The following is a 24,303-nucleotide window of genomic DNA, read 5'->3' as shown; positions in this document are numbered from 1 at the left end:
ACCGTCGCGTAGGTGCGTAGGCGGCATGGGCGAAGGTGGGACGTTTCTTAACGAAGCAAGGGACCCGGTACACTCGAAGCGATATGTGCAGTTGCGGTGGCTAGGTTGGTCCTGGCGTCACGATTGGGGTTCGAATCGTAAACCGTTCCGAAACGCACGCGAGATCCGCTTGTGCTCGAACGCTATATAGGTAGACTGGCCGATGCCGACCGTTCTTGGTGCGCTTTCGGGCGCAGAAAGGAGCGAGTCATGACCATGTATGGATACGCAAGGGTATCAAGCAAGGATCAAAACCTGAACAGGCAGCTCGATGCCCTGTCCGCCATTGGCGTTTCAGAGGAATCCGTGTTCGTCGATTATCTGAGCGGGCGTAACTTCGATCGTCCCGGGTATCAATCGCTGCTCGAACGTCTGCAAACTGGCGACGTGCTCGTGGTGAAGAGCATCGACCGCCTTGGCCGTAACTACGACGAGATACTCGGCCAGTGGCGGTTGCTCACCAAACAGAGAAGCGTCGACATCGTGGTGCTGGACATGCCGTTGCTCGACACGCGCTCGACGTCCGGCCACGGGGTGACGGGAAAGCTGATCGCCGACATCGTGCTGGAATTGCTCAGCTACGTGGCGCACGTGGAGCGCGACAACATCCGTCAGCGCCAGGCGGAGGGGATTGCGGCGGCGCGTGCGCGCGGCGTCAAGCTGGGGCGCCCGGCGCTGGCCGTGCCCGAGGAGTTCGATGCGGTGCACCGCAAGTGGGAAGACGGCTGTTTGAACAGCCGGCAGGCAGCGGAATCGCTGGGGGTTTCGCATACAACGTTCTTGAAGTGGGTGAAGCAGCGGCCAGCGGACGTCACAACCCCACACAAATAGCTGCGTTTATAGCAAGAATCGCATCGTTTGCCAATACCGATTTTTGATGTTGGCAAATAATCTAGACATTACTTGAGTGGTCGGCTATATTAATTTCACTGACTGAGTGAAAAGAAACGGCCTGATAAAGCGTTTTGCACTCCGAAACGAGTAACGCTTTATCAGGCCGAGGGGGCTGTAAGCAAACGTCTGCATTTGCTTACGCCCGTATATACAACGTATGCGCGGAAAGGCAGATATGCGCAAGATACATGAGAGTGATATATCGCTAACTCCCACGCAGGAGCGTCTGCTCGGCTATATCGCCGCGCAAACGACCATATCAGGTGCGGCGCAGGCAACGAAAAAGGAGTTGTCTCAGCTGATGGGCTGCAGCGTCAAGACCATCGACCGCGCCATCACGCGCATGAGCCGAGAAGGGCTTATCAAAGTCGAGCCATGCCACTCCGAAAACGGGGGGCAGCTTTCGAACGCATATAGCGTTGTAAATAGCTGATCGGGGTTCTTACGACCCGGTCCTTTCGTGATTGCGAACCAGACGAAAAACGAGCAACGCAAGGCGATAACGGGAAAGGGAAGAGAAGCCCAGACTGAGGCCTCCAGCAGAGAAGGCTGAATCCGCCGAGCTAACAACGGACCAGGTCAACCAACTGTTACAGCCGCTGGTAACGCAGTAGATGAACTGATAGCGGCGGCTTATGGAACAGGCGATTTGCGTCGGTATGCACCGGTACCGGGCAAAGCATAGGTTGGGGGATCGCGAAATAGCGATCCGGATAGCTGAATCTGTCAAGGAGGTTAAACAATGAAAGGATTCAGAAAAACACTGGGCATTGTAGCGTTGGCGCTAATAGTCTCGCTTACCCTTGCGATGCCGGTAAGCGCATGGGCTGACGAGACGGAAAGCTACGGAACGCCGGAGGTTTCCGGTCCTCAGAGTGCGTGGTATGACGGTCAGTCCCATCACTTCAGGTCTACGGTCAAGGACGGTGGTAAAGACCTTGTGGAGGGAACGGATTTCAACCGATCCTTCTGCTTTAAAAGCGACCGTGGTGACACGGGCGCCGGCGATACCTGGCTTGCAACCGACGACAGCATGGTAAGCTCGGGTTTCGTTTGGGAGCGGATCGACTTTATCGGCAATTACGCGGGAAACGGCTCTCACTTTGTGCGGCACAACATCCTGACGCTGTATGAGTTCATGGAACAGGATGCCACGAAGGTCGAGGGCGAAGCCGACCCGACCTTGGGAGCCACTTTGAGCCTGATCGTCGGCGATCCCACGACTCCGCTTGACCTCTCGGCTTTTAGTTTGAGCCGCAAGGCGGGCGAGCAGCCTGGCGAGTACGCGATTACCTATACGACCGATCCGGAGCAGATTCCGGAAGCTTACACGAGCAACAGCGCAAAAACCCGCACGGGCCTTGGTGATGTCGTCATGAGCGATGGCTATACCTACAAGATGGTGGTCGGCGACGACATCTGCGGCTATAACTACATCCGCATCGTCCCTGCCACGCTCACCATCGTCCCCGCTTATACCGATGTCAGCGCTACGATCGCCTGGAAAGACTCCTCTAACAAGGACGGTCTGCGCCCGAGCGCCGAGGACTACGCCAAACTTCTCTCGCTGACCGCTGATGGCGTCGCTTCTGATATGCTGCCCGCTGTTGTGGACAATGGCGACGACACGTATACCGTCACGTACACCGGCGTTCGCCAGTACGCCTATGACGACAACGGCGAGCGTCATGACGTTGACTATAAGATTACCCAGGCAGACGTCAGTGGCTATACTACCGATAACGCTACTGTCGGCAACGAGGGTGTCATCACGAACAAGTACGAGGTTAAGGCGGATTCTGCCGGCGAATCCGAGGATAAGTCCGACGATAGGTCTAAGTCCGACGATAGGTCTAAGGACGATTCCGGCAACAAGCCCGAGGAGCAGCAAGTAGCTTCCAATGATGAGTTGGCCGAGACCAGCGATCAGACCCCGAGCGCCCTTGTGGCCTTGGCCTTGGGTGCTTCCGCACTGGGAATCGCCGTCGTGGCAAAGAGGCGTAGCAAGCGCTAAGCGCGGCGTTTCCTTACCTTCATAGTAACGAGAGAAGCCCGTCGGCCTGTGCCGACGGGCTTCTTTTTGGCGGCGGTTGTCGCAGCGGTGGTTGCCTATCGCAGGCGCTCTCGCGAGTAGTACGGCGTCGCATTAACCGTTTCGCTCATCAATGAATGGGGCGGCGGGTTCGTTGGAACCCGCCGCCCCATTTTTGTTTAAGCCCGGCTGTCTCGCCTACGCGTAGATCTCCTTCTCGACCACCAGCTCGTTCTTGATCTTGCCGACCAGCTGCTGCAGCGCGTCGATGCAGCGCGGGCGGATGTCGGCGCCGATGAGCACGTACATGAGCGAATCACCCACGTTCAGCACTCCCTCGTTGAGCCATACGCGCACATAATAGACGCCCGGCCACGTGAGCGCCTCCTTGACGGCCTGCTCAAGGCCTTCGGCGTCGTAGCTGAAGTCGACCTGCGCCACATCGCCAAGCCCCTCGACGCCCTCGCGCACCTGCGCCTTGGGCGTGATGCGCACCACGCCGTTGTGCGTGAGGAACATGCCGCATTGCGCGGCCTTCGGGTCCTGCTTCGCTTCTTTGAGCCATTCATCCATGGACGGTTCGGGTTTCGCCATTTTTGCCTCCTTAAGTGACGTTGACGGTTGTTGCCGTGCCGATCGGGCGGGATTCGCCGCGATAGCATGTTTTCGCGGCTCAAATTGTACCGCACGCGTAAAGGCCTGGTGGGGCTTCTGTGAACACTGCAAAAAGCTCTTTAAAACGTAAAAGCAAACAGATAGTCTTGAACAATTTTCTTATGAGGCGTAGATCAATCGGCCAGTATTTTAGTGGCCGATTCGCCAGGGCAAAAATCGATTTTCTATCGATAACCTGGTGAAACATATATTCACATAGCCTATCGGTTAAGAGTATTTCTATTGACCGTATTTTTGTGCAAGTGCACAAAATGTTGGCGAAAAGTGTCCGAATAGTGAAGAAATCGACGGACATCTTCACTTCTAGCGCAGCCCTGATAGATTGGCAATCGCACCGAACGCAACGAAGTTGTCAAGGAACAGATTTTCAACGTTGCCAAACGGTGAAGTAGACCGAAGCCTGAAACGGATTCAGGCGAGCGAGAAAGGATGACGGGTTAAAATGAACGCAGCAACGAACGTAAAGCAGATCCAAGGAAACCATACCCCGATTACCATGCTCGTCGGGTTCGTCGCCCTGCTGGCAATCGCGATCGCGGTGTGCGCCATCGCTTCCTCTGCCGTGGCATCGCTGACGGGTTTCACCCTGGTGGCAGCTCAGACCCCGGCCATCAGCCTTGCGTGGTTCGGTAGCACCGTGGCGCCGCTCTTGGGCGAATTCGTGGTGCTGTTCGCCGCCGCCGCCGGCCTGGCTTACATGGCTGCCCGCAACTAAACGCACCTGCGCGGCAAACGTAACCTCATACGCAAAGCCCTCGCGAACGCGGGGGCTTTTTTCGTGCCAGGGAACGGCCGGTAGGGGTTGCCGAGCCGTTGCTATTTGCACTCGAATTTACCAGGTTGACACAGTGGTGCGCGTTCGAGCCTGATACTATGGAACGGATTGAGAACAGCGTCAGTTTGCCAATTGCAACTTGACACCGGGAACTGCGAGAAAGCGAGCGCGCCTATGTCTTTGGCACCATCGGATCACACCAAGCAACCTGATAACCGCACTACCATGGAATTGGGCGCCGTGCTGCCCATGACCGCCGAGGTGCGTGACGACTACCTGTTCGTCGGCGGCGTCGATATGGTGGAGCTTGCCCATAAGGAAGGCACCGCGCTCTACGTCATGGACGAGGCCGACATGCGCAACCGCATGGAAACCTACCTCAAGGCGTTCCGCAGCCGCTATGAGAACTCCGACGTCATCTTCGCCTCCAAGGCGTTCCTAAATAAGGAAACCGCGCGCATCGTCGCGCAGGAGGGCCTGTGCCTCGACGTGTCCGGCGGCGGCGAGCTGTGGTGCGCGCAGCAGGCGGGCTTCCCCATGGAGCGCGTGTTCGTGCACGGCAACAACAAGACGCCGCAGGAGCTGCGCGAGGCCATTTCGGCGGGCGTGGGCCGCATCGTGGTGGATAGCCGCATCGAGCTGGGCCGCATCAGCAAGATCGCCGGCGAGCTGGGTGTCACGCAGGACATCTACATGCGCGTCACCCCCGGCGTCGAGGCCGACACGCACGAGTACATCCGCACGGGCTGCGAGGACAGCAAGTTCGGCTTCACCATGCTCAACGACTTCGCCTTCAAGTGCGTCAAGGACGCGCTTGAGGCCCCGAACGTGCGCCTGGCCGGCTTCCACTGCCACATCGGCTCGCAGATCTTCGCGCTGCATTCGTTTGCCGAGGCCGTGCAGGTCATGGTCGAGTTCATCGCCCGCGTGAAGGAGACCTACGGCTACGAGGTCGAGGAGCTTGACATGGGCGGTGGCCTGGGCATCGCCTACAAGGCCGATGACAAGCCTTCCACTATCGACGAGTTCGCCGAATGCACGGTCAACGCGGTTCGCGAGAACTGCGAACGTCTGGGCGTTAAGCTGCCGCGTCTGGCCGTTGAGCCCGGCCGCAGCCTGGTGGCAACCCCGGGCCTCACGCTGTACACCGTCGGCATTCTGAAGACGCTGCCCGGCATCCGCAAGTACGTGGCCATCGACGGCGGCATGTCCGACAACATCCGCACGGCGCTCTACCACGCCGATTACGAGCCCACCATCGCCAACAAGGCCGGCCAGCCCCGCACCGAGATCGTCACGCTGTGCGGCAAGCACTGCGAAAGCGGCGACGCGGTGGTCATCGACATGCCGCTGCAGACGCCCGACCTGGGCGACGTCATCGCGGTGTTCGGCACCGGCGCGTACTGCTACACCATGGCCAGCAACTATAACGGCCAGCCGCGCCCCGGCATCGTGTTCGTGAAGGACGGCCAGGCTCGCGTGGTCACCCGTCGCGAAACCTACGCCGACCTGTATCATCGCGATATCTAAACGCGTTGGGGCGGTCGGGCTCGTTCGGCGCTGGGGCCCACCCGGCAGCCGCCAGCCCCGCCGCCCGCCGCATATTTCGCGCTTTCGCGGGTTTTGCGGGCTTGGCGGTCGTCTCGCCGGCTCCAGGGGGCCTGTGGGCGGCATCGGCGCGCGGCGCCGGCGTTCCTGCGGTATCCTCTGGTTTGCAACATAGCCATCCCAAACCCGCCCGGCGCTTCGGGCACAGCTTTTCAACCTTTCGAAGGGGGAGATATGACCATCAAACTTGGACTCGTGGGAACGGGCACCGTCGGCGGCGGCTGCCTGGACATCCTGCGCAACCATCGCGAGGATTTCAAGCGCCATCTGGGCGTCGACATGGAAGTGGTGCGCGTGTGCTCGCGCAATCCCGAGCAGGCCGAGGCGCGCGGCGTGCTGCACCTGTTCACCGAGGACTTCAACGACATCATCAACGACCCCGAGATCGATATCGTCATCGAGCTGATCGGCGGCACCACCGCCGCGCGCGACGTGGTGCTCGGCGCCCTGCGTGCCGGCAAGAACGTGGTCACCGCCAACAAGGCGCTCATGGCCACCTTCGGCGACGAGGTTATGGACCTTGCCCGAGAGAAGAATCTGGAAGTGGGCTTCGAGGCCAGCGTCGGCGGCGGCATCCCCATCATCCAGCCGCTGAAGCATTCGCTCATCAGCAACGAGATCACCTCCGTCATGGGCATCGTGAACGGCACCACCAACTACATGCTCACGCGCATGGTCGACGACGGCCTGTCCTACGAGGATGCGCTGGCCGAGGCTCAGGCGAAGGGCTTCGCCGAGGCAGACCCCACCGCCGACGTCGACGGCTTCGATGCCGCCGCGAAGATCGCCATCCTGGCATCTATCGCCTTCAACAGCCGCGTGAAGCTCAACGACGTCTACACCGAGGGCATTCGCAACATCACGCAGCTCGACATGGACACTGCTGACGACATGGGCTACGTCATCAAGCTGCTGGCGCTGGCGCATCGCACGTCCGAGGGCATCGATGTGCGCGTGCATCCCACCATGCTGCCGAAGGCTCATCAGATGGCCCAGGTCAACGGCGTGTTCAACGCAATCTACGTCACGGGCGACGCCGTGGGCGAGACCATGTTCTTCGGCGAGGGCGCCGGCGCGGGCCCTGCCGCCGCGGCGGTCATGGGCGACGTGCTGGAGGTTGCGCGCCATATGACGCTCGGCATCCCGCCGGTGGTCGGCTGCACCTGCACCGACAACCTGCCCATCGTTCCCATGGAGCAGCTGAGCACGAAGTACTACATCCGCTTCTCCGTTGCCGACCGCTCCGGCGTGTTGGCCGCCATGGCCGGCGTGTTCGCCAAGCACGGCGTTAGCGTGCGCAGCGTGGTGCAGCGCGGCAGCGCCCAGCATGAGACGGTGAACCTCAGCTACGTCACGCACACCGCTAGCGAGGCGAGCGTGCGCCGCGTGCTCGAGGAGATCGGCGGGCTTGAGGACGTCCTGCGCGCCGAGCCCAGCGTCATCCGCGTTGAGGACTAGCGCGTTTGTTGGCATAATCGAAGAGAATTTGCTACTTTATCTGGAGCCGGTTTAACGGGGCAAAGGGATTGTTTCCCCGCCCCGTTTCTTTGCGAAAGGGGATTTCATGGAGCAGTATAAGGAAGAGTTCATCCACTTCATGGTGGAGAGCCACGTTTTGAAGTTCGGCAGCTTCACGCTGAAGAGCGGCCGTCAGTCCCCGTTCTTCATGAACGCCGGCGCGTACGTCACGGGCGAGCAGCTGCATCGTCTGGGCAAGTACTACGCCCAGGCCATCCACGACAACTTCGGCCTGGACTTCGACGTGGTGTTCGGCCCGGCCTATAAGGGCATTCCGCTGGCCGTGGTCACCGCCATCGCGTTGCAGGAGCTCTACGGCAAGGAAGTGCGCTACTGCTGCAACCGCAAGGAGGTCAAGGACCACGGTGCCGACAAGGGCAACCTGCTGGGCGCCGACCTGCACGACGGCGATCGCGTCATCATGGTCGAGGACGTCACCACCTCCGGCAAGTCCATCGACGAGACGTATCCCATCCTCAAGGGCGCTGCCGACGTGGAGGTAAAGGGCCTGATCGTCAGTCTGAACCGCATGGAGGTCGGCAAGGGCGGTGTGGTCACCGCTCAGAAAGAGGTGCAGGAGAAGTACGGCTTCCCCGTGGCGTCCATCGTCAGCATGGCCGAGGTCGTCGAGTGCCTGTACAACAAGGAGGTCGAGGGCGAGGTCGTCATCAACGACGACATCAAGGCCGCCATCGACGAGTACTACGAGCAGTACGGCGTCAAGGAATAGGCAACGCACGCCCGATCGCTTCGGATAAATCGAATAACGAAGCCTAGCGGCGCCGAACGGCCATGGGTCGTTCGGCGCCGCTGCTGTTTTCGGGTGTTGGTCTGCAGTTCTGGCGGGCGGGCGCGCTTCCTGCTAGGCTTGGGAAAAGGCAAACGCAAGGGAAGGATGAGTCATGGACGCAAGCAAGATCGGCGTGGTGTTCGACTGCGATGGCACGCTGCTCGATTCGATGGGCGTGTGGCACGGGCTGCAAAACGAGCTGGCCGAGCGTGCAGGAGGCACGCTGACCGCCGATGACGTGGCGGCGCTGGCGCCCATGAGCATTCCCGAGTGCGGCGCGTTCTTCCACGAGAAGTTCGGCTTGGGCGAAAGCGACCACGAGGTGGTCGGCATGATCGACGAGTACATGCTTGACTTCTACCGCCATCGCGCCGAGGCGCGTCCCGGCGCGCTCGAGTTCGTTCAGGGGCTTGCTCAGGCGGGCGCGCATCTGACGGTGGCTTCTTCGAGCCCCAAGCCCTACCTGATGGCCGGTATCGAGCGTTGCGGGTTCGCCCCGTATCTCGAGCGCGTGCTGTCGGTCGAGGACGTGCGTTCCACGAAGCGCGAGCCCGACGTATGGGACCGCGCTCGTGAGATTATGGGTACGTCCAAGGAGCTGACCTGGGGCGTTGAGGATTCCGCATACGCTATCGGTACACTCGGCGGTGCCGGCTACCGCACGCTCGCCATATACGACAGCGATGACGCCGGCACATGGGATGCCCTGCAGGCTTCGGTGGAGCACGCGATCCGCAGCTTCGAGGACCTCACGGTCGAGGAATTCCTCACCTGGAACGAGCAGCCGCTCTTCGTCGGCACGGCGAACAAGTAGGGGCCGGGAGGCGTTCCCCGATTCTCTGATCAAAATCGATGGGCCCGGAACGATTACTCGTTCCGGGCCCATCGCGGTTTGTTGGTCGGTTTGATTTCCCTGAGGGCGGCCTTCCGATTCCCAACTCTGCGAAGCCATGGCGGGCTCGAGTTTTTCGCGGGGCAGATTCCCTCGAAGCGCCCCCTAATCCCAGGGGTTTTCCTGGAACAGGGGCTCGGGTGTGGGCGGGCGGTCCGAGTAGGGATCGTAGCCGTCGTCGTCCTCGTTCTCGGCGCGGATGAAGGGGTCGTTCGCGGGCTGCTCCGATGCGGATCCGGGCACTGCGCCCTCCTTCGCCGACTGTCGCCCCGCTCCAGTCGACGGCCTCTTGCCGGCTTTGCCGGGCAAAGGAGTGACCTGCGGTTTGATGGTGTAGTGCTTCGGCATGGCGTTTCCCTATTCGCCGGCGCCCAAGTCGCTCAGGTCGTAAGGCGTGGTCTGGTACACGTAGTAGTTCAGCCAGTTCGTGTACAGCAGCTGCGCGTGCGCGCGCCACGTGCTGACCGGCTCCTGCGTGGGGTCGTCGTTGGGGAAGTAGTGGGCCGGAACGGGGACGTCCATGCCCTTGTTCACGTCGCGCTCGTACTCGGCGCGCAGCGTGCCGGTATCGTACTCGGGGTGGCCGAACACGAAGAAGTGGCGGCTGTCGGTGCTCTTGGCGATGTAAACGCCGGCCTCATCGGACTGCGCGACGATCTCCAGGCGCGGGTCCGCCTCGATGTCCTCGGCGTACACGGTGGTGTGGCGGGAATGCGGCGCCCAGAAGCGGTCGTCGAACCCGCGCACCAGCGGGCTGGAGGGTTTGAGCACGTCATGGTTGAACACGCCGGAGAGCTTCTTCGGCAGCTCGTGCTTCTGGATGCCGTAGTGGTAGAAGATGCCGGCCTGCGCGCCCCAGCAGATGTGCAGCGTGGAGTGCACGTTGGTGGTGGACCACTTCATGATGCGGCACAGCTCGTCCCAGTAGTCGACGTCCTCGAACTCGTGCAGCTCGACGGGCGCGCCGGTGATGATCATGCCGTCGTAGCGGTTGTCTTTGACCTGGTCGAACGAGCGATAGAACGTCTTCAGGTGCTCTTGGGAGACGTTGCGCGACTCATGCGAGATGGTGTGCAGCAGCTCCACCTCGATCTGCAGCGGGGTGTTGGACAGCTTGCGCATGATCTGCGTTTCGGTCTCGATCTTCTTCGGCATGAGGTTGAGCAGCAGCACGCGCAGCGGGCGGATGTCCTGATGCATGGCTCGATGCTCGGTCATGACGAAGATGTTCTCGCTTTCCAGCTGCTCGGTCGCGGGCAGCTGGTCGGGGATCCTGATTGGCATGGATCGGTCCTTTCCGGATTGAGCGTCCCGCGCGCGGGCGGGACGGGTATGTGCGGTTGTGCGGCGGAGTTGGCGCCGTTCACCTGCTGAAACTTACCGCCTGCACCATAATATCAAAGGCTCAGAATACCGGGTTATTGGTAAACCAGAAAGCAAGTTATCGCCGCAAGCAAACGCAGCAGGCGAGCAGGCGGGCTGCGGGTGGCGATGCGAGCAGCGTGGTGCGGAGAATCGGTGACAGGTGGGCTTGCAATGCCGGCAAAGCGTGCAGGTCGGCGCGTCGGCCAGGCGATGCGGCGGACCAGCGGGGGCAGCGGGTTGGCGAAGCGGCTCTGGGTGACGGACATCCCGGGTGCAACTGGAGGTCGTCGACCTGATCGAGATGTCAGCGCGGTGTACGCCCGGCGTTTGGCGGTTTCGCGGTGCCGGCCGAGTGTACGGGCTGATATGGCGGCAGGCCGATGCAGTCAAGTATTGCCACCGGCTTATATAATCCATCGGCAATGCGCAACACCGACAGTGCAAGACATCGACATTGTTTCGAGCTGTACTCGTGCTTTTCTCGGCGTTGTCTTTTGGCGCCCGGAACCGTCTCGGAGACGCACTTGCCGTGCTCCCCATCTTCTGGGCCCTTTTGCAGAAAATGGGCCCCAAATTTGACATCTTCCCTGAACTTCTGGGCGGTTTTCGGGGGACGATTTCGTGCCGAATATTTCTGACCTGGGGAAACGCATGCGTCAGAGGGCGCTCCTCGCCGTTTTCGCCTGCAAAACCGCCCAGAAGTTTAGGCAACCCCATTGCGGTCGCCTAACCCTCCTGCTTGCTTCGCGACCGCTTCCGCGCAAGCCCTCGTCGCGGGCAAGGGCGCGTTCGCTTCGTTTCGCCCGGTCGGCACTCGCGCAGTTCCTTCCGCCAGAGTCCCTCGCGCTGGCTTCTTCCGCTCGGCCTCGCTATTCCTTGCACAGCTATATCCGTTCGAATCCGCTGTTTGTCGTGTTGTTGTCTTCGTCTAGGTTTGTCGCTCGATGCCCTGGTTGGTTCACCCGGCCCGTCCGTCGAGCTGGCTTCTCTAGCCCGAACTCCGCCTGTCGTGTCGGCCCTTTCCGCTCGAGTTTGCTGCCTGGTGCTCAGCTCCTTCCGTCTTGGCCCCGCCCGTCGCGTTGCTCTCCTCTTCCGAATTCCCATCCCTTGCGCAGCTTCGTCTGCCCGAGCCTGCCGCCTGTCGAGCTGGCTTCTTTTATCCGAACCCCGTCCTTCTCCCGACTTCGCCCGCTCGGACCGTGGTGCCGACCGCGCCGGCGCATCCTTAGTGAATATCGAATGCGCTGTTCAGCGCGAACTCGCGCAAGATGCCTTGCTGAATCGCATCGGGCTTGGGCAGGGGCCGTTTCCGCTTGCGATGCGCGGCAATGGCGGCAGCGGCGTGTTCGAAGCGGACCGGGTCATCGACCTGCTGCGTACGGAGCGAGATGACGCTGATTCCAAGCGACGTCAAAATGGTGGCTCGCGTTTGGTCTTCGACGATCTTGCGCTCATCGCTGTGGTGCGCCTTGCTGTCGTATTCGACCGCAAGGTTCCAGTTCGGCCAGAACAGGTCGCAATAAAACTGCCGCACGCCATGCGCCCTTCGCAGGTCCGGGGCGCAAACGGGATAGTTCATCTGCGGCTTCGAAAAGCCATAGCCTCCCCAGCATGGCGGCGTGCAAAGCAACATGGCCAACGCGGTCTCCCTCGGGGAGGCCGACCCCTCCGCTATATGCGTCAGCGCCTGGCGGGCTCGCGCAATGCCGCGTGCGCCTTTTGCGCTTCCGAGAAAGTCGCCGATTCTGTCCTTGGAGGTGAGCGCCGGCTGCTCGATTGCGCGTCCATCGGGTGCGAGGGAATAGCATCCGCACAGCTCGAACCCGAGCTTGATCAGCTGAAGAAGAGGTAGTACGCGCGCCATCTGCAGAAAGCACAGCTCGGGCGTGCTGCAGAAGATATCGCCCTCAACATGGACAACGCCGTTCGGCGGAACCTTCTCGGCAAGGTGGCATGTTATGGAACTGATGGACCGTCGCCTTCGCTGTTCGGTCGCGAGCACGTGAACGGTCCCATCGCCGATTGCGGCGAACCGCTGCGTTAGGCGCGGGGCGTCGTATCGCGAGATTCCGAAAGCGGAAGGCGTTTTCGATGGCGGCAACCTATTGATTTCGGACTGGCTGCGCAGATATCGGAGGGCAGAAGTGTGGGATAAGGCGATCATTGGCGACCTCGTGTCATCGGTGGGCAAGCGCATCGGGAATATGCGCGGGCATGCTAGCAGTTTGACGCCGTCGTCTTGCGAAACCCTTGGCGAGGTCTTGCAAGAAGAGGCCGCGAGCCTTGCAGGGATAGCGTCGGCTTGGCGGCAGCGCAGCGGAGGTTTGCCGGGGGATTGCCGGGCTGCGGATTGCATGGACGGCTAAGTTTCGCCTTCGGTTGCTGATGGATGCGAAATCTCGTCTCGTGTGAATCGTGCGGGCTGTGGTGGGCATCGACGTGGGCAGCGGTAGGCGCCAAAACGGGCTGCGGCGAAGCGGCGATGCGGGCTGCGGTGGGCGCCGAATTGGGCTTCGGTGGGGTGTTCAGAATCTTCTGGGCGGTTTTGAAACCATGATTGCGAGTGCAGTTGTTGAAGGTATCGGAAAACCCCAGGTCAGAGACTTGATAGTTTGTGTTCGCAAACATTTTTCCAGACGATGCGAAGGAAATACCGCCCAGAACTCCAGACGGGTGTCAAAAACGGGGGCCAAAAACTGCAAAACCATCCAGGACTCGGGGGAGGTGTGAAGAACGGCGAACGCGAAAGGGCCCGAGGCGGAGAAAGGGGTGGTTGGATATGGCGGACATCCGCCCAAAACGCTAGGAGTCGGGTCGGTGGGGCGGGTGGGGTGGCAGCGTTCAGGGCAGGTCGGGTGATGCTGGGGGTCGGATGATATGGGCTTAGCAGCCGGCAGAGGTGGTGGGCCCGGCTGCGCGGCAGGTTTGCGTTCGGCGATGGCGAAACAGGCGAACCGCCTATCGGTGGTATCGTCGGCGCAGCGCGGCGGCCCGGTGTAATGGGTTGGTGGCGCAGCGGCCCGGGGCGCTGGTCGGCACTGGCGGCGGGGCTTGCCGCCTGGCATTGCCGGCTCGGCGGGGCGGGTCGGTCTGGTGCGAACGTCGGTCGGCGACGGTTTTGTCAGCGCGGTTGCGTGCGGGGCGGCGCCGCATTCGTGCAGTCCGTGTGAAAATCGCGGAGTAACCCCAGATGGGCACACATGCCCCATTGACTTCAAAGCAGCTGAAACCGTAGACTATAAAAGTTCGCTTTCAAAAGCCCCGTAAACGCAAGGTGGAGGCAGCGCCAAGAAGGGAAGTCCAGACCCGACGAAGCGCGCCGGCGTAGGAAACCGGCAGCATACAGACTTGCACTTTTGAAAAACGACACCCTGTGCGCTGTGGTCGCACAGCGTAACAGGAAGGACATGGAGGAAAAACAGTGAAGACGTATCACGCTAAGCCTCATGAAGTTGAGCGCAAATGGTACATCATCGACGCTGAGGATCAGGTCCTCGGCCGTGTTGCCACCAAGGCCGCTACCCTTCTGAAGGGCAAGCACAAGCCGCAGTACACGCCGCACGTGGACACCGGCGACTTCGTGATCATCATCAACGCGGACAAGGTTCGCGTGACCGGCACGAAGGAGCTGAACAAGGTCTACTACCATCACACCGGTCATCCGGGCGGACTGAAGTCCGAGACCTTCGCTGAGGCCATGGCCAAGCACCCCGAGCGCGTCATCGAGCATGCCGTCAAGGGCATGCTGCCGAAGAACACGCTGGGCCGCAAGCAGGGCTTGAAGCTGAAGGTTTACGCTGGTGCCGAGCACCCGCATATGGCTCAGAAGCCGACCGAGATCAAGATGGAGGGCTAAACCATGGCGAATGAAGCATTGTACTACGGCACCGGTCGTCGTAAGAACGCTGTCGCTCGCGTGCGCCTCGTTCCCGGCACCGGCAAGGTGACCGTCAACGGTCGCGATGGCAAGGAGTACTTCGGCCGCGAGGCTCTGCTCGACTATGCCAAGACCCCGTTCAAGGTCACGGATACCCAGGATCACTTCGACGTGCTCGCCCGCATCGACGGCGGCGGCATCTCGGGTCAGGCCGGCGCTCTGCGTCACGGCATCTCCCGTGCCCTGCTGGCAGCTGGCGACTACCGCGCCGAGCTGAAGAAGGCTGGCTTCCTGACGCGCGACGCTCGTATGGTCGAGCGCAAGAAGTACGGTCTGAAGAAGGCCCGCAAGCGCCCGCAGTTCAGCAAGCGCTAAGGTTTGTTTCCTTTGGCTGCGCTATGCGTGGTCGTGCAAGCCTGGAAAGCCCGTTCCGCGAAAGCGGGGCGGGCTTTCCGCGTTGTTAGGGCGCAAAAGCAGCCGGTGCGTTCGCCCTTTCCGTAACGAAACGTTCCAAGTGCTGAAAACTGCCGGAAACATAGCGCCGGTACCGTAAGTTACAGCAAGTTGACGTGCTGCTTGCTGGTGCAAGATGCTAAGCTACGAGAGTTGACTAGTTCGCTAGCCTATAGCTTGCAGTGGCAAGGGAAACGCGCGTCTGAAAGGTAACTATGAAGGAGCTCACGCCTATGTCGAAAATTCCTGAGATCTACGGCTCGATGGTGTTCAACGAGCACACGATGCAGGAGCGACTGCCATCTGCAACGTACAAAGACTTGATGAAGACCATCAAGAAGGGCGAGCCTTTGAACCTTGAGGTCGCCAACGTCGTCGCCCATGCCATGAAGGAATGGGCCATTGAAAAGGGAGCCACGCACTATACGCATTGGTTCCAGCCCCTTTCCGGCATCACCTCCGAGAAGCACGACAGCTTCCTCGATCCCACCGGCGACGGCCGCGCCATCATGAGCTTCTCCGGCAAGGAGCTTATCCAGGGCGAGCCCGACGCCTCCAGCTTCCCGTCCGGCGGCCTGCGCGCAACCTTCGAGGCCCGCGGCTACACGGCGTGGGACCCCACCAGCTACGCGTTCATCAAGGACGAGGTGCTGTGCATCCCCACCGCCTTCTGCAGCTACACCGGCGAGGCGCTTGACAAGAAAACCCCGCTGTTGCGCTCCATGAGCGCCATCGACGAGCAGGCTAAGCGCGTGCTGGCGCTGTTCGGCGAACATGTCGACCGCGTGATCACCACCGTCGGCGCCGAGCAGGAGTACTTCCTGATCAGCGAGAAAGACTATGCAAAGCGCTCCGACCTCATCATGACGGGCCGCACGCTGTTCGGCTACTCTCCGCTGAAGGGCCAGGAGCTCGAGGAGCATTACTTCGGCGCCATCCGCCCCACGGTCAACGAGTTCATGAAGGAGCTCGACAACGAGCTGTGGAAGCTGGGCGTGTCGGCGAAGACTAAGCACAACGAGGTCGCTCCCGCGCAGCACGAGCTGGCGCCGCTCTACACCAACGGCAACCGCGCCATCGACGAGAACCTCCTGACCATGGAGAAGATGCGCCTGCTGGCAAGCCATTACGGCCTGGTGTGCCTGCAGCACGAGAAGCCGTTCGAGGGCATCAACGGCTCCGGCAAGCATAACAACTGGTCCATTTCCGCCGGCAAGACCAACTTCCTGGATCCCGGCGAGACCCCCATGGATAACCTGCGATTCCTGGTGTTCCTCACCGGCGTCATCCAGGCTGTCGACGACTACCAGGAACTGCTGCGCATGACCGTGGCCTCCTGCGGCAACGACCACCGTCTGGGCGCCAACGAGGCCCCGCCGGCTATCGTGTCCATCTTCCTGGGCGACGAGCTGGGCGCCATCGTGGACGCGCTGGTGGACGATCATGAGTACACCTCTGCGGAAAAGGTTGCCGTCGACCTGGGCGTTTCGGTTCTGCCGAACTTCCTCAAGGACAACACCGACCGTAACCGCACCAGCCCCTTCGCCTTCACCGGCAATAAGTTCGAGTTCCGCATGCCGGGCTCTGCGGTGAACCTGGCCGACTGCAACATGGTGCTCAACACCGCCATGGCCAAGTCGCTGAAGGACTTCGCCGACGCCATGGAGGGCAAGTCCGGCGACGAGTTCGAGTCCGCCGCCATCGCCTACATCAAGGATACGCTGAAGAAGCATCAGCGCATCATCTTCAACGGCAACGGTTACTCGGACGAGTGGCCTGCCGAGGCCGAGCGCCGCGGCCTGGCCAACAATCGCACCACCGCCGACGCGCTGCCGGCCTATGTTGCGGAGAAGAGCATCAAGCTGTTCGAGGAGTTCAACGTGCTCACCGAGGTGGAGGCTCGCAGCCGCTACGAGGTGAAGCTGGAGAAGTACACGAAGCTCATGAACATCGAGGTCCGTACGATGAAGCGCATGACGCGCCGTACGTTCCTGCCGGCCATCAACAAGTACGCCACGCTCGTTGCCAACGAGATTAACGAGATGAAGGCCGCTTGCGCCGGTATCGACACCTCGGTGCAGGATCAGCTGCTCAACACGGTTGTCGACGGCATCAAGGAGATCAATGACGCTTTGAACGAGCTGCATGCCGCGCACCTGGCCATTCGCGACCTGGCCGACGAGCAGGAGAAGGCGAACAAGTACGCGCACGAGATCGTCCCGATGATGGAGCGCCTGCGTGCGGGCGTGGACGCCATGGAGATCGTGGTTGCGCACGACCTGTGGCCCGTCCCCACGTACAACGACATCCTGTTCTACTGCTAGCAAACGGGATTCAACCGGAATGCGAAGGAAGCCGCCCACGGGCGGCTTCCTTTTTGCGTTTTAGGTTGAAGGGGGTGAATCCGGGCTGCTCGCCCCTGCTTGTCTTATTTGCTGTGGCTCGCGCTTGGGTATGCCTCTGGGGTGTCCGGAATCGCCATGCGCGTGCCGCACAGCCGCCCTGCAAGCCTTACAGCTGATCGGTGTCAAGCCAGATGGTGAAGGGGCCGTCGTTGACCAGGCTGACCTGCATCATGGCGCCGAAGCGGCCGGTTTCCACATGCGGCACGTCTTGGCGGGCGCGTTCGACGAACTGTTCGTAAAGCCGTTCGGCCTGGTCGGGTGCGCCGGCGCCGGTGAACGAGGGTCGGTTGCCCTTCTTGCAGTTGGCGTATAGGGTGAACTGCGAAACGATGAGCGCCTGTCCGTCCACGTCGGCAAGCGAGCGGTTCGTCTTGCCGCTCTCGTCCTCGAAGATGCGCAGCTTGAAGATCTTGCTCCACAGCCGCTCGATCTGGTCGGGGCCGTCGTCCGCGCCCACGCCCAGCAGAATCAGGTACCCGCGCTCGCACGAGCCAACCGTTTCGCCATCGATATCCACCTGCGCATGCGTCACACGCTGCACCAAAGCCCGCATAAGGCCTCCTTCCGTGTTTTGCCCAACAGCATATCGCATCGCGGATGTCCCAGCCGCTCTCTACCCGTTCTCCTTTTGGATCAGGTCGATCATCTCTTGGGCAGAGTGCACGCCGAGCTTTTGGTAGATGTGCTGGCGGTGGGTGCTCACGGTGCTCTTCGACAGGCAAAGCTCCTCTTGCACGTAGGGCAGGTTGCGGCCTTTCGCGAACATGATCATGATCTCGCCTTCGCGTTCGGTCAGGCCGTAGCGCTCGATGACGGCGCGGCAGCGGTCTTGGAATCGCTGCTTGCGATCGGTCGGCATGATGCTGAGCGCCCGGGCGAGCGTGTTCTCGGTGAACACGAAGTTGTTCACAAGCGCGGTAAGCAGCACGCATGTGCATGCTGCGGTGAACGCGCCGGCGACATCGAGCCCGACGCCATACCACAGCCATCGTCCGATCAGCATACCCACGAGCGGGCCCGCCGACCATGCGGCCCGGATAAGCCCGAACGCGAACAGGCACGAGGTCTGATAGCGGCGGCATAGACCGGCGACGAGAATCCACATGCCCATGCCCAGACATTGGAACGCGGCGACGTCGATGGCCAACGGCAGGTAGGCGGGTACGTCGGGAAACAGCATCGGTGCAGGCAGAAGCAACGCACCGGCAAGCAAAAACGTGGTGATGAGGCGGTAGCACGCCTCGGGGCCGCGGACGCCCTTCGAGGTGATGAGCACGAGCGCCACGCCGATGGATCCGATGGCGGTCAGCGTGGTGATGCAGGCCTGTGCGACGGCGTAAGGCGCCACATCGCTGCTGGCGAACTGCCCCATCTGCACGTACAGCGTTCGCGACAGCTCGTAGGATACGCCGCACACGAGCATCGTCAGGCCGAACGCGCAAATCAAGCGGAGCAGCTGGCGATGCTCGGCAGGGTCTTCCGGATCGGCTTGGCGCGGCAATGCGTTGGCCTGCTTCTTGTCGATCTGCAAGCTGGAAACCCCGTAGAACAGAAACGCCGCGGCCACCGGGCCCATGCTGGCGCAGAACAGCACGGACTCGAAGCGCCCGAAGAACAGGAAGGCGAAGAACAGCACGGTGGATGCCAGGTACCCGATGGCGATGGCCGCGGCCGATTGCTTGAGCGACAGCACGCCCAGCACCGCGCCGAAGTTCATGAGGAACAGCGCGGAGAACACGCCGGTGCCTATGCCGTACGCGGTGACGAGCGCCGTGCCGACCGTCCCCTCGTTGCCTGCGCCCAGCACCAGCAGCGTGCATACGGCCATGCCGATGGGGAACAGGTAGCGCGCCGGCACCGAGCCCAGCAGCCGGTCGAACTGCTTGTGGAAGATGCCGCAGAGCGCCAACGTGACGGTGGTTGCCACGATGGACAGCAAGTAGGCCCGATCGAGAATCCATTCGCAGTGCGCAAGCCCCACGTAGAGATTCATGCTCTGAAACGCCATAAGCGGCCAAGCCAGCGTGCACCCCAGGGCCACGCCGATGCCGACGATGGCGGGCGTGATGAGCCCTGCGGCTTGACGCCGCGCCCCTTTGTCATCCTTGCTCGTCTTCAAGTTCCCCAAAACCTGCTCCCCCGGTAACCCCATATCAACTTGCTTTCATTATACGAATGCTCGAGGGCTTAGGAGGCGTTTGCCGGAACCTTGATTTCTATAGTTCGCAAAACCCCAGGTCAAACGTCTCATATATATCGCACGATATTGCGAAATCGACCCTCGTGCCTGATTTCGAAGCCCTATAGCACCCGCTATCTTCGGATGCGTTGTGAAAACGCAAGGGCTGAGCGCAACACGTCGGCGGCAATGCAGGCGAAGTCGCTTGATGCTCGGGGAAGCGCCCGAGGGAGCGTTTTCCTCCCCGCGACGCGATGCTGCTGCAGCGTGTTCGCGGGAGCGAGAGGACGAGAGAAGGAGGAGAGCATGGGCAAGCTGAATATGACGCGCCGCGCGTTCACGAAGCTGGCCGCCGCCACCGCGGCTGCCGCTGCCGTGGTTGCGCCTGCGGGTGCCGCGCTGGCCGAGTCGAGCAGCGCTACCCAAAGCAAGGCTGGCGAGACCAAGCGCGTGCGTTCCTGCTGCCGCGGCTGCGGCAAGATGGAATGCGGCGTGTGGGTCATCGTCGAGAACGGCCGCGCTATCCGCACGGAAGGCGACGAGAGCGCGTTCCATTCCATGGGCAACCATTGCAGCAAGGGCCAGGCGTCGCTGCAGGCGGCGTACCACCCCGACCGTCTGTACCACCCCATGAAGCGCACGAACGCCCGCGGCGAGGACGATCCCGGTTGGGTGCGCATCACCTGGGACGAGGCGATGAGCACCATCGCCGAGAAGCTGCAGGAGACGATGGACCGCTACGGCGGGGAGTCCATCTTCGGCATGTCGGGCACCAGCCGTATCTGGGGCATGTTCGCGTACGGCGCGCTCGGCCAGCTGGTCGGCAGCCCGAACATGTGCATCCCGTGGCAGGTGTGCAAGGGCCCGCGCTTCTTCGCCACCGCGCTGAACTCCATGATGCAGGCATCGTGGATGGAGACGGTCGGCCGCCCGAAGGTTTACACGTCTTGGGGCACCGGTCCGGAGCTTTCGAACTACGACGACGCCTGCCGTACCGTGGTCGACGTCGCCGAGAAGGCCGACACGCACATCGTGGTCGACCCGCGCATGACCAACCTGGGCAAGGAGGCCGACATCTGGCTGAACCTGCGTCCCGGCACCGACGGCGCCATGGCCATGGGCTGGTTGAACGTGCTGATCGACAACGACCTGTACGACGATCTGTTTGCCAAGAAGTGGACCGACGCGCCGTTCCTGGTTTGTAACGACGTGGAGCCCTCCGGCTATGAGGTCTACCGCTTCACCAGCGGCAAGTGCCAGATCAAGACGCGCTTGCTCAAGGAAAGCGATCTGAAGGAAGACGGCGACCCGCACAAGTTCATGGTGTGGGACAACCTGAACAACCGCATGACCTACTTCGACGCCGATAGCGGCCTGTGGGAAGGCGAGACGTGGAGCAAGCCCACGGCCGGCCACGAAGGCATGCAGGAGCATCTGGTGCCCGGCGTGAGCCAAGGTTGGGTTCCCGATCCGACCCCGTTCGACCCGGCCATCGATCCGGCGCTGTACGGTGAGTTCGAGGTGGAGCTGAAGGACGGCCGCAAATCCAAGGTCAAGCCCGTGTGGGAGTACTTCACCGCACGCGTGGCCGAGTACACGCCCGAGAAGGTCTCCGAGATCACCGGCGTGCCGGCCGAATCCATCGAGCGCGCTGCGAAGATCCACGCCACGCGCATCGACCCGTCCACCGGCTACGGCAACGGCGGCGTGCAATATCAGCTGGCCATCGAGCACAGCTGCAACGCCATCGCCATGTGCCGCGCCATGGACACCTATATCGGCCTGTCGGGCAACTGGGACGTTCCTGCAGGCCATCGCGGCGGCACCCAGGGCGAGTTCGTGTTCAAGGCCGGCCTTGGCGCCGTGGCCCCCGGCATCCCGAACATCTCGGCAGAGGAGTTCAACAAGACGCTCGGCATCGAGGATTACCCGCTTTTGGGCTGGTGGCAGGGCTGGGCGGACGACGCCAGCGTGTGGAAGGCCATCGAGACGGGCGACCCGTACCCGGTGAAGGCCGGCTGGTGCTCCACGGGCGACTTCATGTGCATGTCGAACTCCCTGCAGAAGTGGAAGGCGTTCCCCAACCTGGACTTCTTCGTGTGCGAGGACCTGTGGAAGACGCCGACCGCCGGCATGGCCGACATCCTGCTGCCCGCGCAGCACTGGCTTGAGACCGACTGCCCGCGTCTTTCTCAGGGCCCGTCGGGCGGCCAGGGCGCAACGTGCCGCGCCATCGAGCCCCCTGCCGATACGCTGCATGACATCGAGATCGCCACGATGATCTACAAGTACATGGGCAAGCAGTGGGGTCCGGACGAGAACAAGTGGCCCGACCGCATCGAGAACCTTGACATCATGCTAAACACCGGCCGCCAGGGCGATCCCATCACGTGGGAGGAGTACAAGGAGGACTTCCAGAAGAACGGCTGGAAGGACGCCAAGGTGGCTGCTCCCGACACGTGGGGCACGTATCGCCGCTACGAGACGGGCATGATGCCGCTGAAGGCATACGGCGATAAGAACGCGCTCGAGGAGTTCGCCAAGCCTGGCTTCGGCACGCCGACCCGCAAGATGGAGATCTGGAACACGCTCATCGAGACGTTCATGCCCGAGGACGAGGAAGACTTCCTTCCCACGTACAAGGAGCCGCCGCTGAGCCCGATCTCCGACCCGGAGATGAACGAGAAGTATCCGTTCACCGCCACGACCGGCCGCCGCATCCCGGTGTACTTCCACTCCGAGCACAGGCAGCTGCCGTGGTGCCGCGAGATGTGGCCGGCGCCGCGCATCGAGATCAACCCGCAGGATGCCGCGCGCTTGGGCATCGAGCAGGGCGACTGGGTGTGGATCGAGAACGACAACGGCAAGATCCGTCAGGTGGCCGACTTGTACCACGGCATCGCGCCCGGCACGGTGAACCTGGAGCACCAGTGGTGGTTCCCCGAGCTTGACCAGGCCGACAAGGGCTATGACCTGTGCGGTTGCAACTGCCTGGTCACCACGGGCAAAGGCTATCAGGACCGCATTTCCGGCACCAGCTACTTGCGCGCGTACCCCGTGAACATCTACAAGGCAACGGCGGAGAACTCGCCGTTCGGCAATCCCGTGCCGTGCGATCACAACGGCAACGAGATCATCCACGACGCCTCCGACCCGCGTCTGAAGGAATGGCTGCCGAACTACGACGTTCGCGATGAAGCGTAAAGGAGGTGCGCGAAGATGACCCATTATGCGATTGCAACGGACCTGAACCGTTGCGTGGGCTGCCTGGCATGCAGCGTGGCGTGCAAGGCCATGAACAACGTGCCGGTGGGCGATTACTGGAACAAGACGCTGCGCGTCGGCCCGAACCCGAAGGCCGACGGTTGCGGCACGTGGCCTGATGTGGAGATGTACTTCCTGACCGTGCAGTGCCAGCACTGCAAGGACCCGGAGTGCGTGAAGGTGTGCCCGACCGGGGCCAGCCACATCGCCGAGGACGGCACCGTGCAGATCGACAAGTCGAAATGCATCGGCTGCCAGTTCTGCGCCATGAGCTGCCCCTATGGCGTGCGCTACCTCAATACCGAGGAGCGCGTGGTTGAGAAGTGCACCTTGTGCGAACAGCGTATCGCGCAAGGCGAGCTGCCTGCTTGCGTGGCTCAATGCGGCGGCCGTGCGCGCTTCTTCGGCGACCTGGACAAGGGCATCGATTCGTTCGAGGCGCCGTGGGTGGTCGACGTGACCGAGGGCGATCCGAGCTACGACAAGACCGAGCATACGCGCATCACGCTGAAGGAATGCGTGCAGGAATACAAGCAGTCCGACGTGCATCATCTGCCGGACGTGGGCAACGGCCCCGGCTTCGTGTACATCCTGCGCGACCGCGATTGGCAAGGGGAGGAGTAGATCATGGAACTGCAATGGCCTCTGATTTTGTTCACCACCCTTACCGCGTGGGGCTGCGGCGTGCTCGGCGGAGCCGGCGCGCTGGCGCTCAAGGGCGCCGGGAAGAAGTCCCAGCAGCTGCTGGCGATCGTCTCCTGCGTGTTGCTGGCGCTCGGCGGCATCGCCGTGTTCTTCCACCTGCAGCATTGGGAGCGCATCTTCAACGGCTTCGGCCACATCACCTCCGGCATCACGCAGGAGCTCATCGCGATCGTGGTGTTCGTGGTGATCGCCGTGGCGTACTTCGTCATGGCCCGCAAGTCCGACGACGGCGGCGCGCTGCCCAAGTGGATGGCGTGGGTCGCCATCGCCATCTCGGTCGTGTTGGCCGCGGTGTGCGCGCACTCCTACATGATGCCGGCGCGCCCGGCGTGGGATTCCGTGCTCGAGGTGCTCTCCATCGTGGGCGCCGCCTGCCTGCTCGGCCCGGCCACCTGCGCGGTGGTGCTCGCCGCCAAGGGCGAGGATGCCGGCGCCTGCGGCCTGCCGGCCGTGGCCGGTTCCGCGATCGGCGCCGTGTGCACCGCCGCCTACGCCGCGTTCATTCAGATGAGCGCCGGCGCGTTCTCCCAGGTGGGCTACTACTTCGACCCGACGCACCCCACCAAGGCCGTGGCAGACGCCGCCGCGACCGTGGGCGCCCAGGCCCCGCTGCTGTGGCTCGGCGCCGTGGTCGTGGGCGCGGTCGTGCCGCTGGTCGTCTGCGTGCTCGCCCGCAAGAAGGGCGACGCCGCCAGCTGGAAGCTGTTCGGCGGCGTGGCCGTGGTCGCGGCCCTTGTCGGCGCGGTCTGCCTGCGCGTCGTCTTCTACAACGTGGGCCTGTCCGTCTTCATGTTCTACTAGGCGGCCTTCGGGGCTTGGCCGGGCACAAGGC

At 62.0% G+C, this 24,303-nt stretch carries 20 protein-coding genes; 14 read left to right on the top strand and 6 right to left on the bottom strand.

The window, feature by feature from the left end:
* Positions 1-249 precede the first annotated feature (249 nt).
* The 3 genes from RDW26_RS06060 to RDW26_RS06050 all read left to right on the top strand — a co-directional run bounded on the left by RDW26_RS06060 (position 250) and on the right by RDW26_RS06050 (position 2,947).
* The gene (locus RDW26_RS06060; RefSeq protein ID WP_307982906.1) at positions 250-870 is read left to right on the top strand and encodes a recombinase family protein; all 621 of its coding nucleotides are present in this window, start codon (positions 250-252) and stop codon (positions 868-870) included.
* Between the two features lie 238 nt (positions 871-1,108).
* On the top strand, positions 1,109-1,366 hold the full coding sequence (locus RDW26_RS06055; RefSeq protein WP_042432529.1) for a hypothetical protein: 258 nt from the start codon (positions 1,109-1,111) through the stop codon (positions 1,364-1,366).
* A gap of 309 nt (positions 1,367-1,675) precedes the next feature.
* Positions 1,676-2,947, top strand: coding sequence for an MBG domain-containing protein (locus RDW26_RS06050; RefSeq protein ID WP_307982905.1), 1,272 nt, complete (start codon positions 1,676-1,678; stop codon positions 2,945-2,947).
* Between the two features lie 216 nt (positions 2,948-3,163).
* Here the strand turns inward: RDW26_RS06050 and RDW26_RS06045 are convergent, their stop codons facing one another.
* Positions 3,164-3,559, bottom strand: coding sequence for a molybdenum cofactor biosynthesis protein MoaE (locus RDW26_RS06045; RefSeq protein WP_114620130.1), 396 nt, complete (start codon positions 3,557-3,559; stop codon positions 3,164-3,166).
* Positions 3,560-4,082: 523 nt separating this feature from the next.
* On the opposite strand from RDW26_RS06045, the gene RDW26_RS06040 reads away from it, so the two are divergent.
* From RDW26_RS06040 to RDW26_RS06020, 5 genes are all read left to right on the top strand, one after another.
* Positions 4,083-4,355: a hypothetical protein gene (locus RDW26_RS06040; RefSeq protein ID WP_307982904.1), complete on the top strand. Its 273-nt coding sequence runs from the start codon at positions 4,083-4,085 to the stop codon at positions 4,353-4,355.
* 234 nt (positions 4,356-4,589) lie between these two features.
* Positions 4,590-5,945 carry a diaminopimelate decarboxylase gene (lysA, locus tag RDW26_RS06035; RefSeq protein ID WP_307982903.1) on the top strand — a complete coding sequence of 452 codons (1,356 nt, stop codon included), beginning with the start codon at positions 4,590-4,592 and terminating at the stop codon, positions 5,943-5,945.
* A 252-nt stretch (positions 5,946-6,197) separates the two neighbouring features.
* A complete protein-coding gene (locus RDW26_RS06030; RefSeq protein ID WP_302799946.1) occupies positions 6,198-7,481 on the top strand; it encodes a homoserine dehydrogenase in 1,284 nt (427 codons plus the stop codon).
* A gap of 106 nt (positions 7,482-7,587) precedes the next feature.
* Positions 7,588-8,271 (top strand): orotate phosphoribosyltransferase, encoded by a 684-nt coding sequence (pyrE, locus tag RDW26_RS06025; protein ID WP_118350860.1) that lies wholly within the window; start codon positions 7,588-7,590, stop codon positions 8,269-8,271.
* 172 nt (positions 8,272-8,443) lie between these two features.
* Positions 8,444-9,145, top strand: coding sequence for an HAD family hydrolase (locus RDW26_RS06020; protein ID WP_307982902.1), 702 nt, complete (start codon positions 8,444-8,446; stop codon positions 9,143-9,145).
* Between the two features lie 183 nt (positions 9,146-9,328).
* Here RDW26_RS06020 and RDW26_RS06015 read toward each other — a convergent pair whose 3' ends face one another.
* From RDW26_RS06015 to RDW26_RS06005, 3 genes are all read right to left on the bottom strand, one after another.
* Positions 9,329-9,571 (bottom strand): hypothetical protein, encoded by a 243-nt coding sequence (locus RDW26_RS06015; protein WP_307982901.1) that lies wholly within the window; start codon positions 9,569-9,571, stop codon positions 9,329-9,331.
* A gap of 9 nt (positions 9,572-9,580) precedes the next feature.
* Positions 9,581-10,507: a homoserine O-succinyltransferase gene (metA, locus tag RDW26_RS06010; protein WP_294415068.1), complete on the bottom strand. Its 927-nt coding sequence runs from the start codon at positions 10,505-10,507 to the stop codon at positions 9,581-9,583.
* A gap of 1,306 nt (positions 10,508-11,813) precedes the next feature.
* Positions 11,814-12,122, bottom strand: a complete 309-nt coding sequence (locus RDW26_RS06005; RefSeq protein WP_307982900.1) for a hypothetical protein — start codon at positions 12,120-12,122, stop codon at positions 11,814-11,816.
* Between the two features lie 1,887 nt (positions 12,123-14,009).
* Here RDW26_RS06005 and rplM point away from each other — a divergent pair.
* The 3 genes from rplM to RDW26_RS05990 all read left to right on the top strand — a co-directional run bounded on the left by rplM (position 14,010) and on the right by RDW26_RS05990 (position 17,242).
* Positions 14,010-14,444, top strand: coding sequence for a 50S ribosomal protein L13 (gene rplM, locus RDW26_RS06000; protein WP_042432563.1), 435 nt, complete (start codon positions 14,010-14,012; stop codon positions 14,442-14,444).
* Between the two features lie 3 nt (positions 14,445-14,447).
* The gene (rpsI, locus tag RDW26_RS05995; protein ID WP_042432566.1) at positions 14,448-14,840 is read left to right on the top strand and encodes a 30S ribosomal protein S9; all 393 of its coding nucleotides are present in this window, start codon (positions 14,448-14,450) and stop codon (positions 14,838-14,840) included.
* 311 nt (positions 14,841-15,151) lie between these two features.
* Positions 15,152-17,242, top strand: a complete 2,091-nt coding sequence (locus RDW26_RS05990) for a glutamine synthetase III (protein ID WP_307982899.1) — start codon at positions 15,152-15,154, stop codon at positions 17,240-17,242.
* Positions 17,243-17,429: 187 nt separating this feature from the next.
* Here RDW26_RS05990 and dtd read toward each other — a convergent pair whose 3' ends face one another.
* Both dtd and RDW26_RS05980 read right to left on the bottom strand, forming a co-directional pair.
* Complete coding sequence (dtd, locus tag RDW26_RS05985; protein WP_307982898.1) at positions 17,430-17,876, bottom strand: D-aminoacyl-tRNA deacylase; 447 nt, start codon at positions 17,874-17,876, stop codon at positions 17,430-17,432.
* A gap of 60 nt (positions 17,877-17,936) precedes the next feature.
* Complete coding sequence (locus RDW26_RS05980; RefSeq protein ID WP_307982897.1) at positions 17,937-19,475, bottom strand: LuxR C-terminal-related transcriptional regulator; 1,539 nt, start codon at positions 19,473-19,475, stop codon at positions 17,937-17,939.
* Positions 19,476-19,808: 333 nt separating this feature from the next.
* On the opposite strand from RDW26_RS05980, the gene RDW26_RS05975 reads away from it, so the two are divergent.
* From RDW26_RS05975 to RDW26_RS05965, 3 genes are read left to right on the top strand one after another with little or no spacing between them, the layout of a single operon-like run.
* On the top strand, positions 19,809-22,706 hold the full coding sequence (locus RDW26_RS05975; protein ID WP_307982896.1) for a molybdopterin-dependent oxidoreductase: 2,898 nt from the start codon (positions 19,809-19,811) through the stop codon (positions 22,704-22,706).
* A 15-nt stretch (positions 22,707-22,721) separates the two neighbouring features.
* On the top strand, positions 22,722-23,390 hold the full coding sequence (locus RDW26_RS05970; protein WP_307982895.1) for a 4Fe-4S dicluster domain-containing protein: 669 nt from the start codon (positions 22,722-22,724) through the stop codon (positions 23,388-23,390).
* Between the two features lie 3 nt (positions 23,391-23,393).
* Positions 23,394-24,272, top strand: a complete 879-nt coding sequence (locus RDW26_RS05965; protein WP_307982894.1) for a DmsC/YnfH family molybdoenzyme membrane anchor subunit — start codon at positions 23,394-23,396, stop codon at positions 24,270-24,272.
* The last annotated feature ends 31 nt before the right edge of the window (positions 24,273-24,303 follow it).

Source organism: uncultured Senegalimassilia sp. (assembly GCF_902464545.1).
Taxonomy (GTDB): Bacteria; Actinomycetota; Coriobacteriia; order Coriobacteriales; family Eggerthellaceae; genus Senegalimassilia.
The sequence above is the reverse complement of the archived record's forward strand: the minus strand, read 5'-3'. Positions and strand labels throughout refer to the sequence as shown.

What these genes read in the sequence shown, in the direction of transcription:
- RDW26_RS06060 (WP_307982906.1), top strand. Translation starts at nt 250, where the DNA reads ATGACCATGTATGGATACGCAAGGGTATCAAGCAAGGATCAAAACCTG.
- RDW26_RS06055 (WP_042432529.1), top strand. Translation starts at nt 1,109, where the DNA reads ATGCGCAAGATACATGAGAGTGATATATCGCTAACTCCCACGCAGGAG.
- RDW26_RS06050 (WP_307982905.1), top strand. Translation starts at nt 1,676, where the DNA reads ATGAAAGGATTCAGAAAAACACTGGGCATTGTAGCGTTGGCGCTAATA.
- RDW26_RS06045 (WP_114620130.1), bottom strand. Translation starts at nt 3,559, where the DNA reads ATGGCGAAACCCGAACCGTCCATGGATGAATGGCTCAAAGAAGCGAAG.
- RDW26_RS06040 (WP_307982904.1), top strand. Translation starts at nt 4,083, where the DNA reads ATGAACGCAGCAACGAACGTAAAGCAGATCCAAGGAAACCATACCCCG.
- lysA (WP_307982903.1), top strand. Translation starts at nt 4,590, where the DNA reads ATGTCTTTGGCACCATCGGATCACACCAAGCAACCTGATAACCGCACT.
- RDW26_RS06030 (WP_302799946.1), top strand. Translation starts at nt 6,198, where the DNA reads ATGACCATCAAACTTGGACTCGTGGGAACGGGCACCGTCGGCGGCGGC.
- pyrE (WP_118350860.1), top strand. Translation starts at nt 7,588, where the DNA reads ATGGAGCAGTATAAGGAAGAGTTCATCCACTTCATGGTGGAGAGCCAC.
- RDW26_RS06020 (WP_307982902.1), top strand. Translation starts at nt 8,444, where the DNA reads ATGGACGCAAGCAAGATCGGCGTGGTGTTCGACTGCGATGGCACGCTG.
- RDW26_RS06015 (WP_307982901.1), bottom strand. Translation starts at nt 9,571, where the DNA reads ATGCCGAAGCACTACACCATCAAACCGCAGGTCACTCCTTTGCCCGGC.
- metA (WP_294415068.1), bottom strand. Translation starts at nt 10,507, where the DNA reads ATGCCAATCAGGATCCCCGACCAGCTGCCCGCGACCGAGCAGCTGGAA.
- rpsI (WP_042432566.1), top strand. Translation starts at nt 14,448, where the DNA reads ATGGCGAATGAAGCATTGTACTACGGCACCGGTCGTCGTAAGAACGCT.
- RDW26_RS05990 (WP_307982899.1), top strand. Translation starts at nt 15,152, where the DNA reads ATGTCGAAAATTCCTGAGATCTACGGCTCGATGGTGTTCAACGAGCAC.
- dtd (WP_307982898.1), bottom strand. Translation starts at nt 17,876, where the DNA reads ATGCGGGCTTTGGTGCAGCGTGTGACGCATGCGCAGGTGGATATCGAT.
- RDW26_RS05980 (WP_307982897.1), bottom strand. Translation starts at nt 19,475, where the DNA reads ATGGGGTTACCGGGGGAGCAGGTTTTGGGGAACTTGAAGACGAGCAAG.
- RDW26_RS05975 (WP_307982896.1), top strand. Translation starts at nt 19,809, where the DNA reads ATGGGCAAGCTGAATATGACGCGCCGCGCGTTCACGAAGCTGGCCGCC.
- RDW26_RS05970 (WP_307982895.1), top strand. Translation starts at nt 22,722, where the DNA reads ATGACCCATTATGCGATTGCAACGGACCTGAACCGTTGCGTGGGCTGC.
- RDW26_RS05965 (WP_307982894.1), top strand. Translation starts at nt 23,394, where the DNA reads ATGGAACTGCAATGGCCTCTGATTTTGTTCACCACCCTTACCGCGTGG.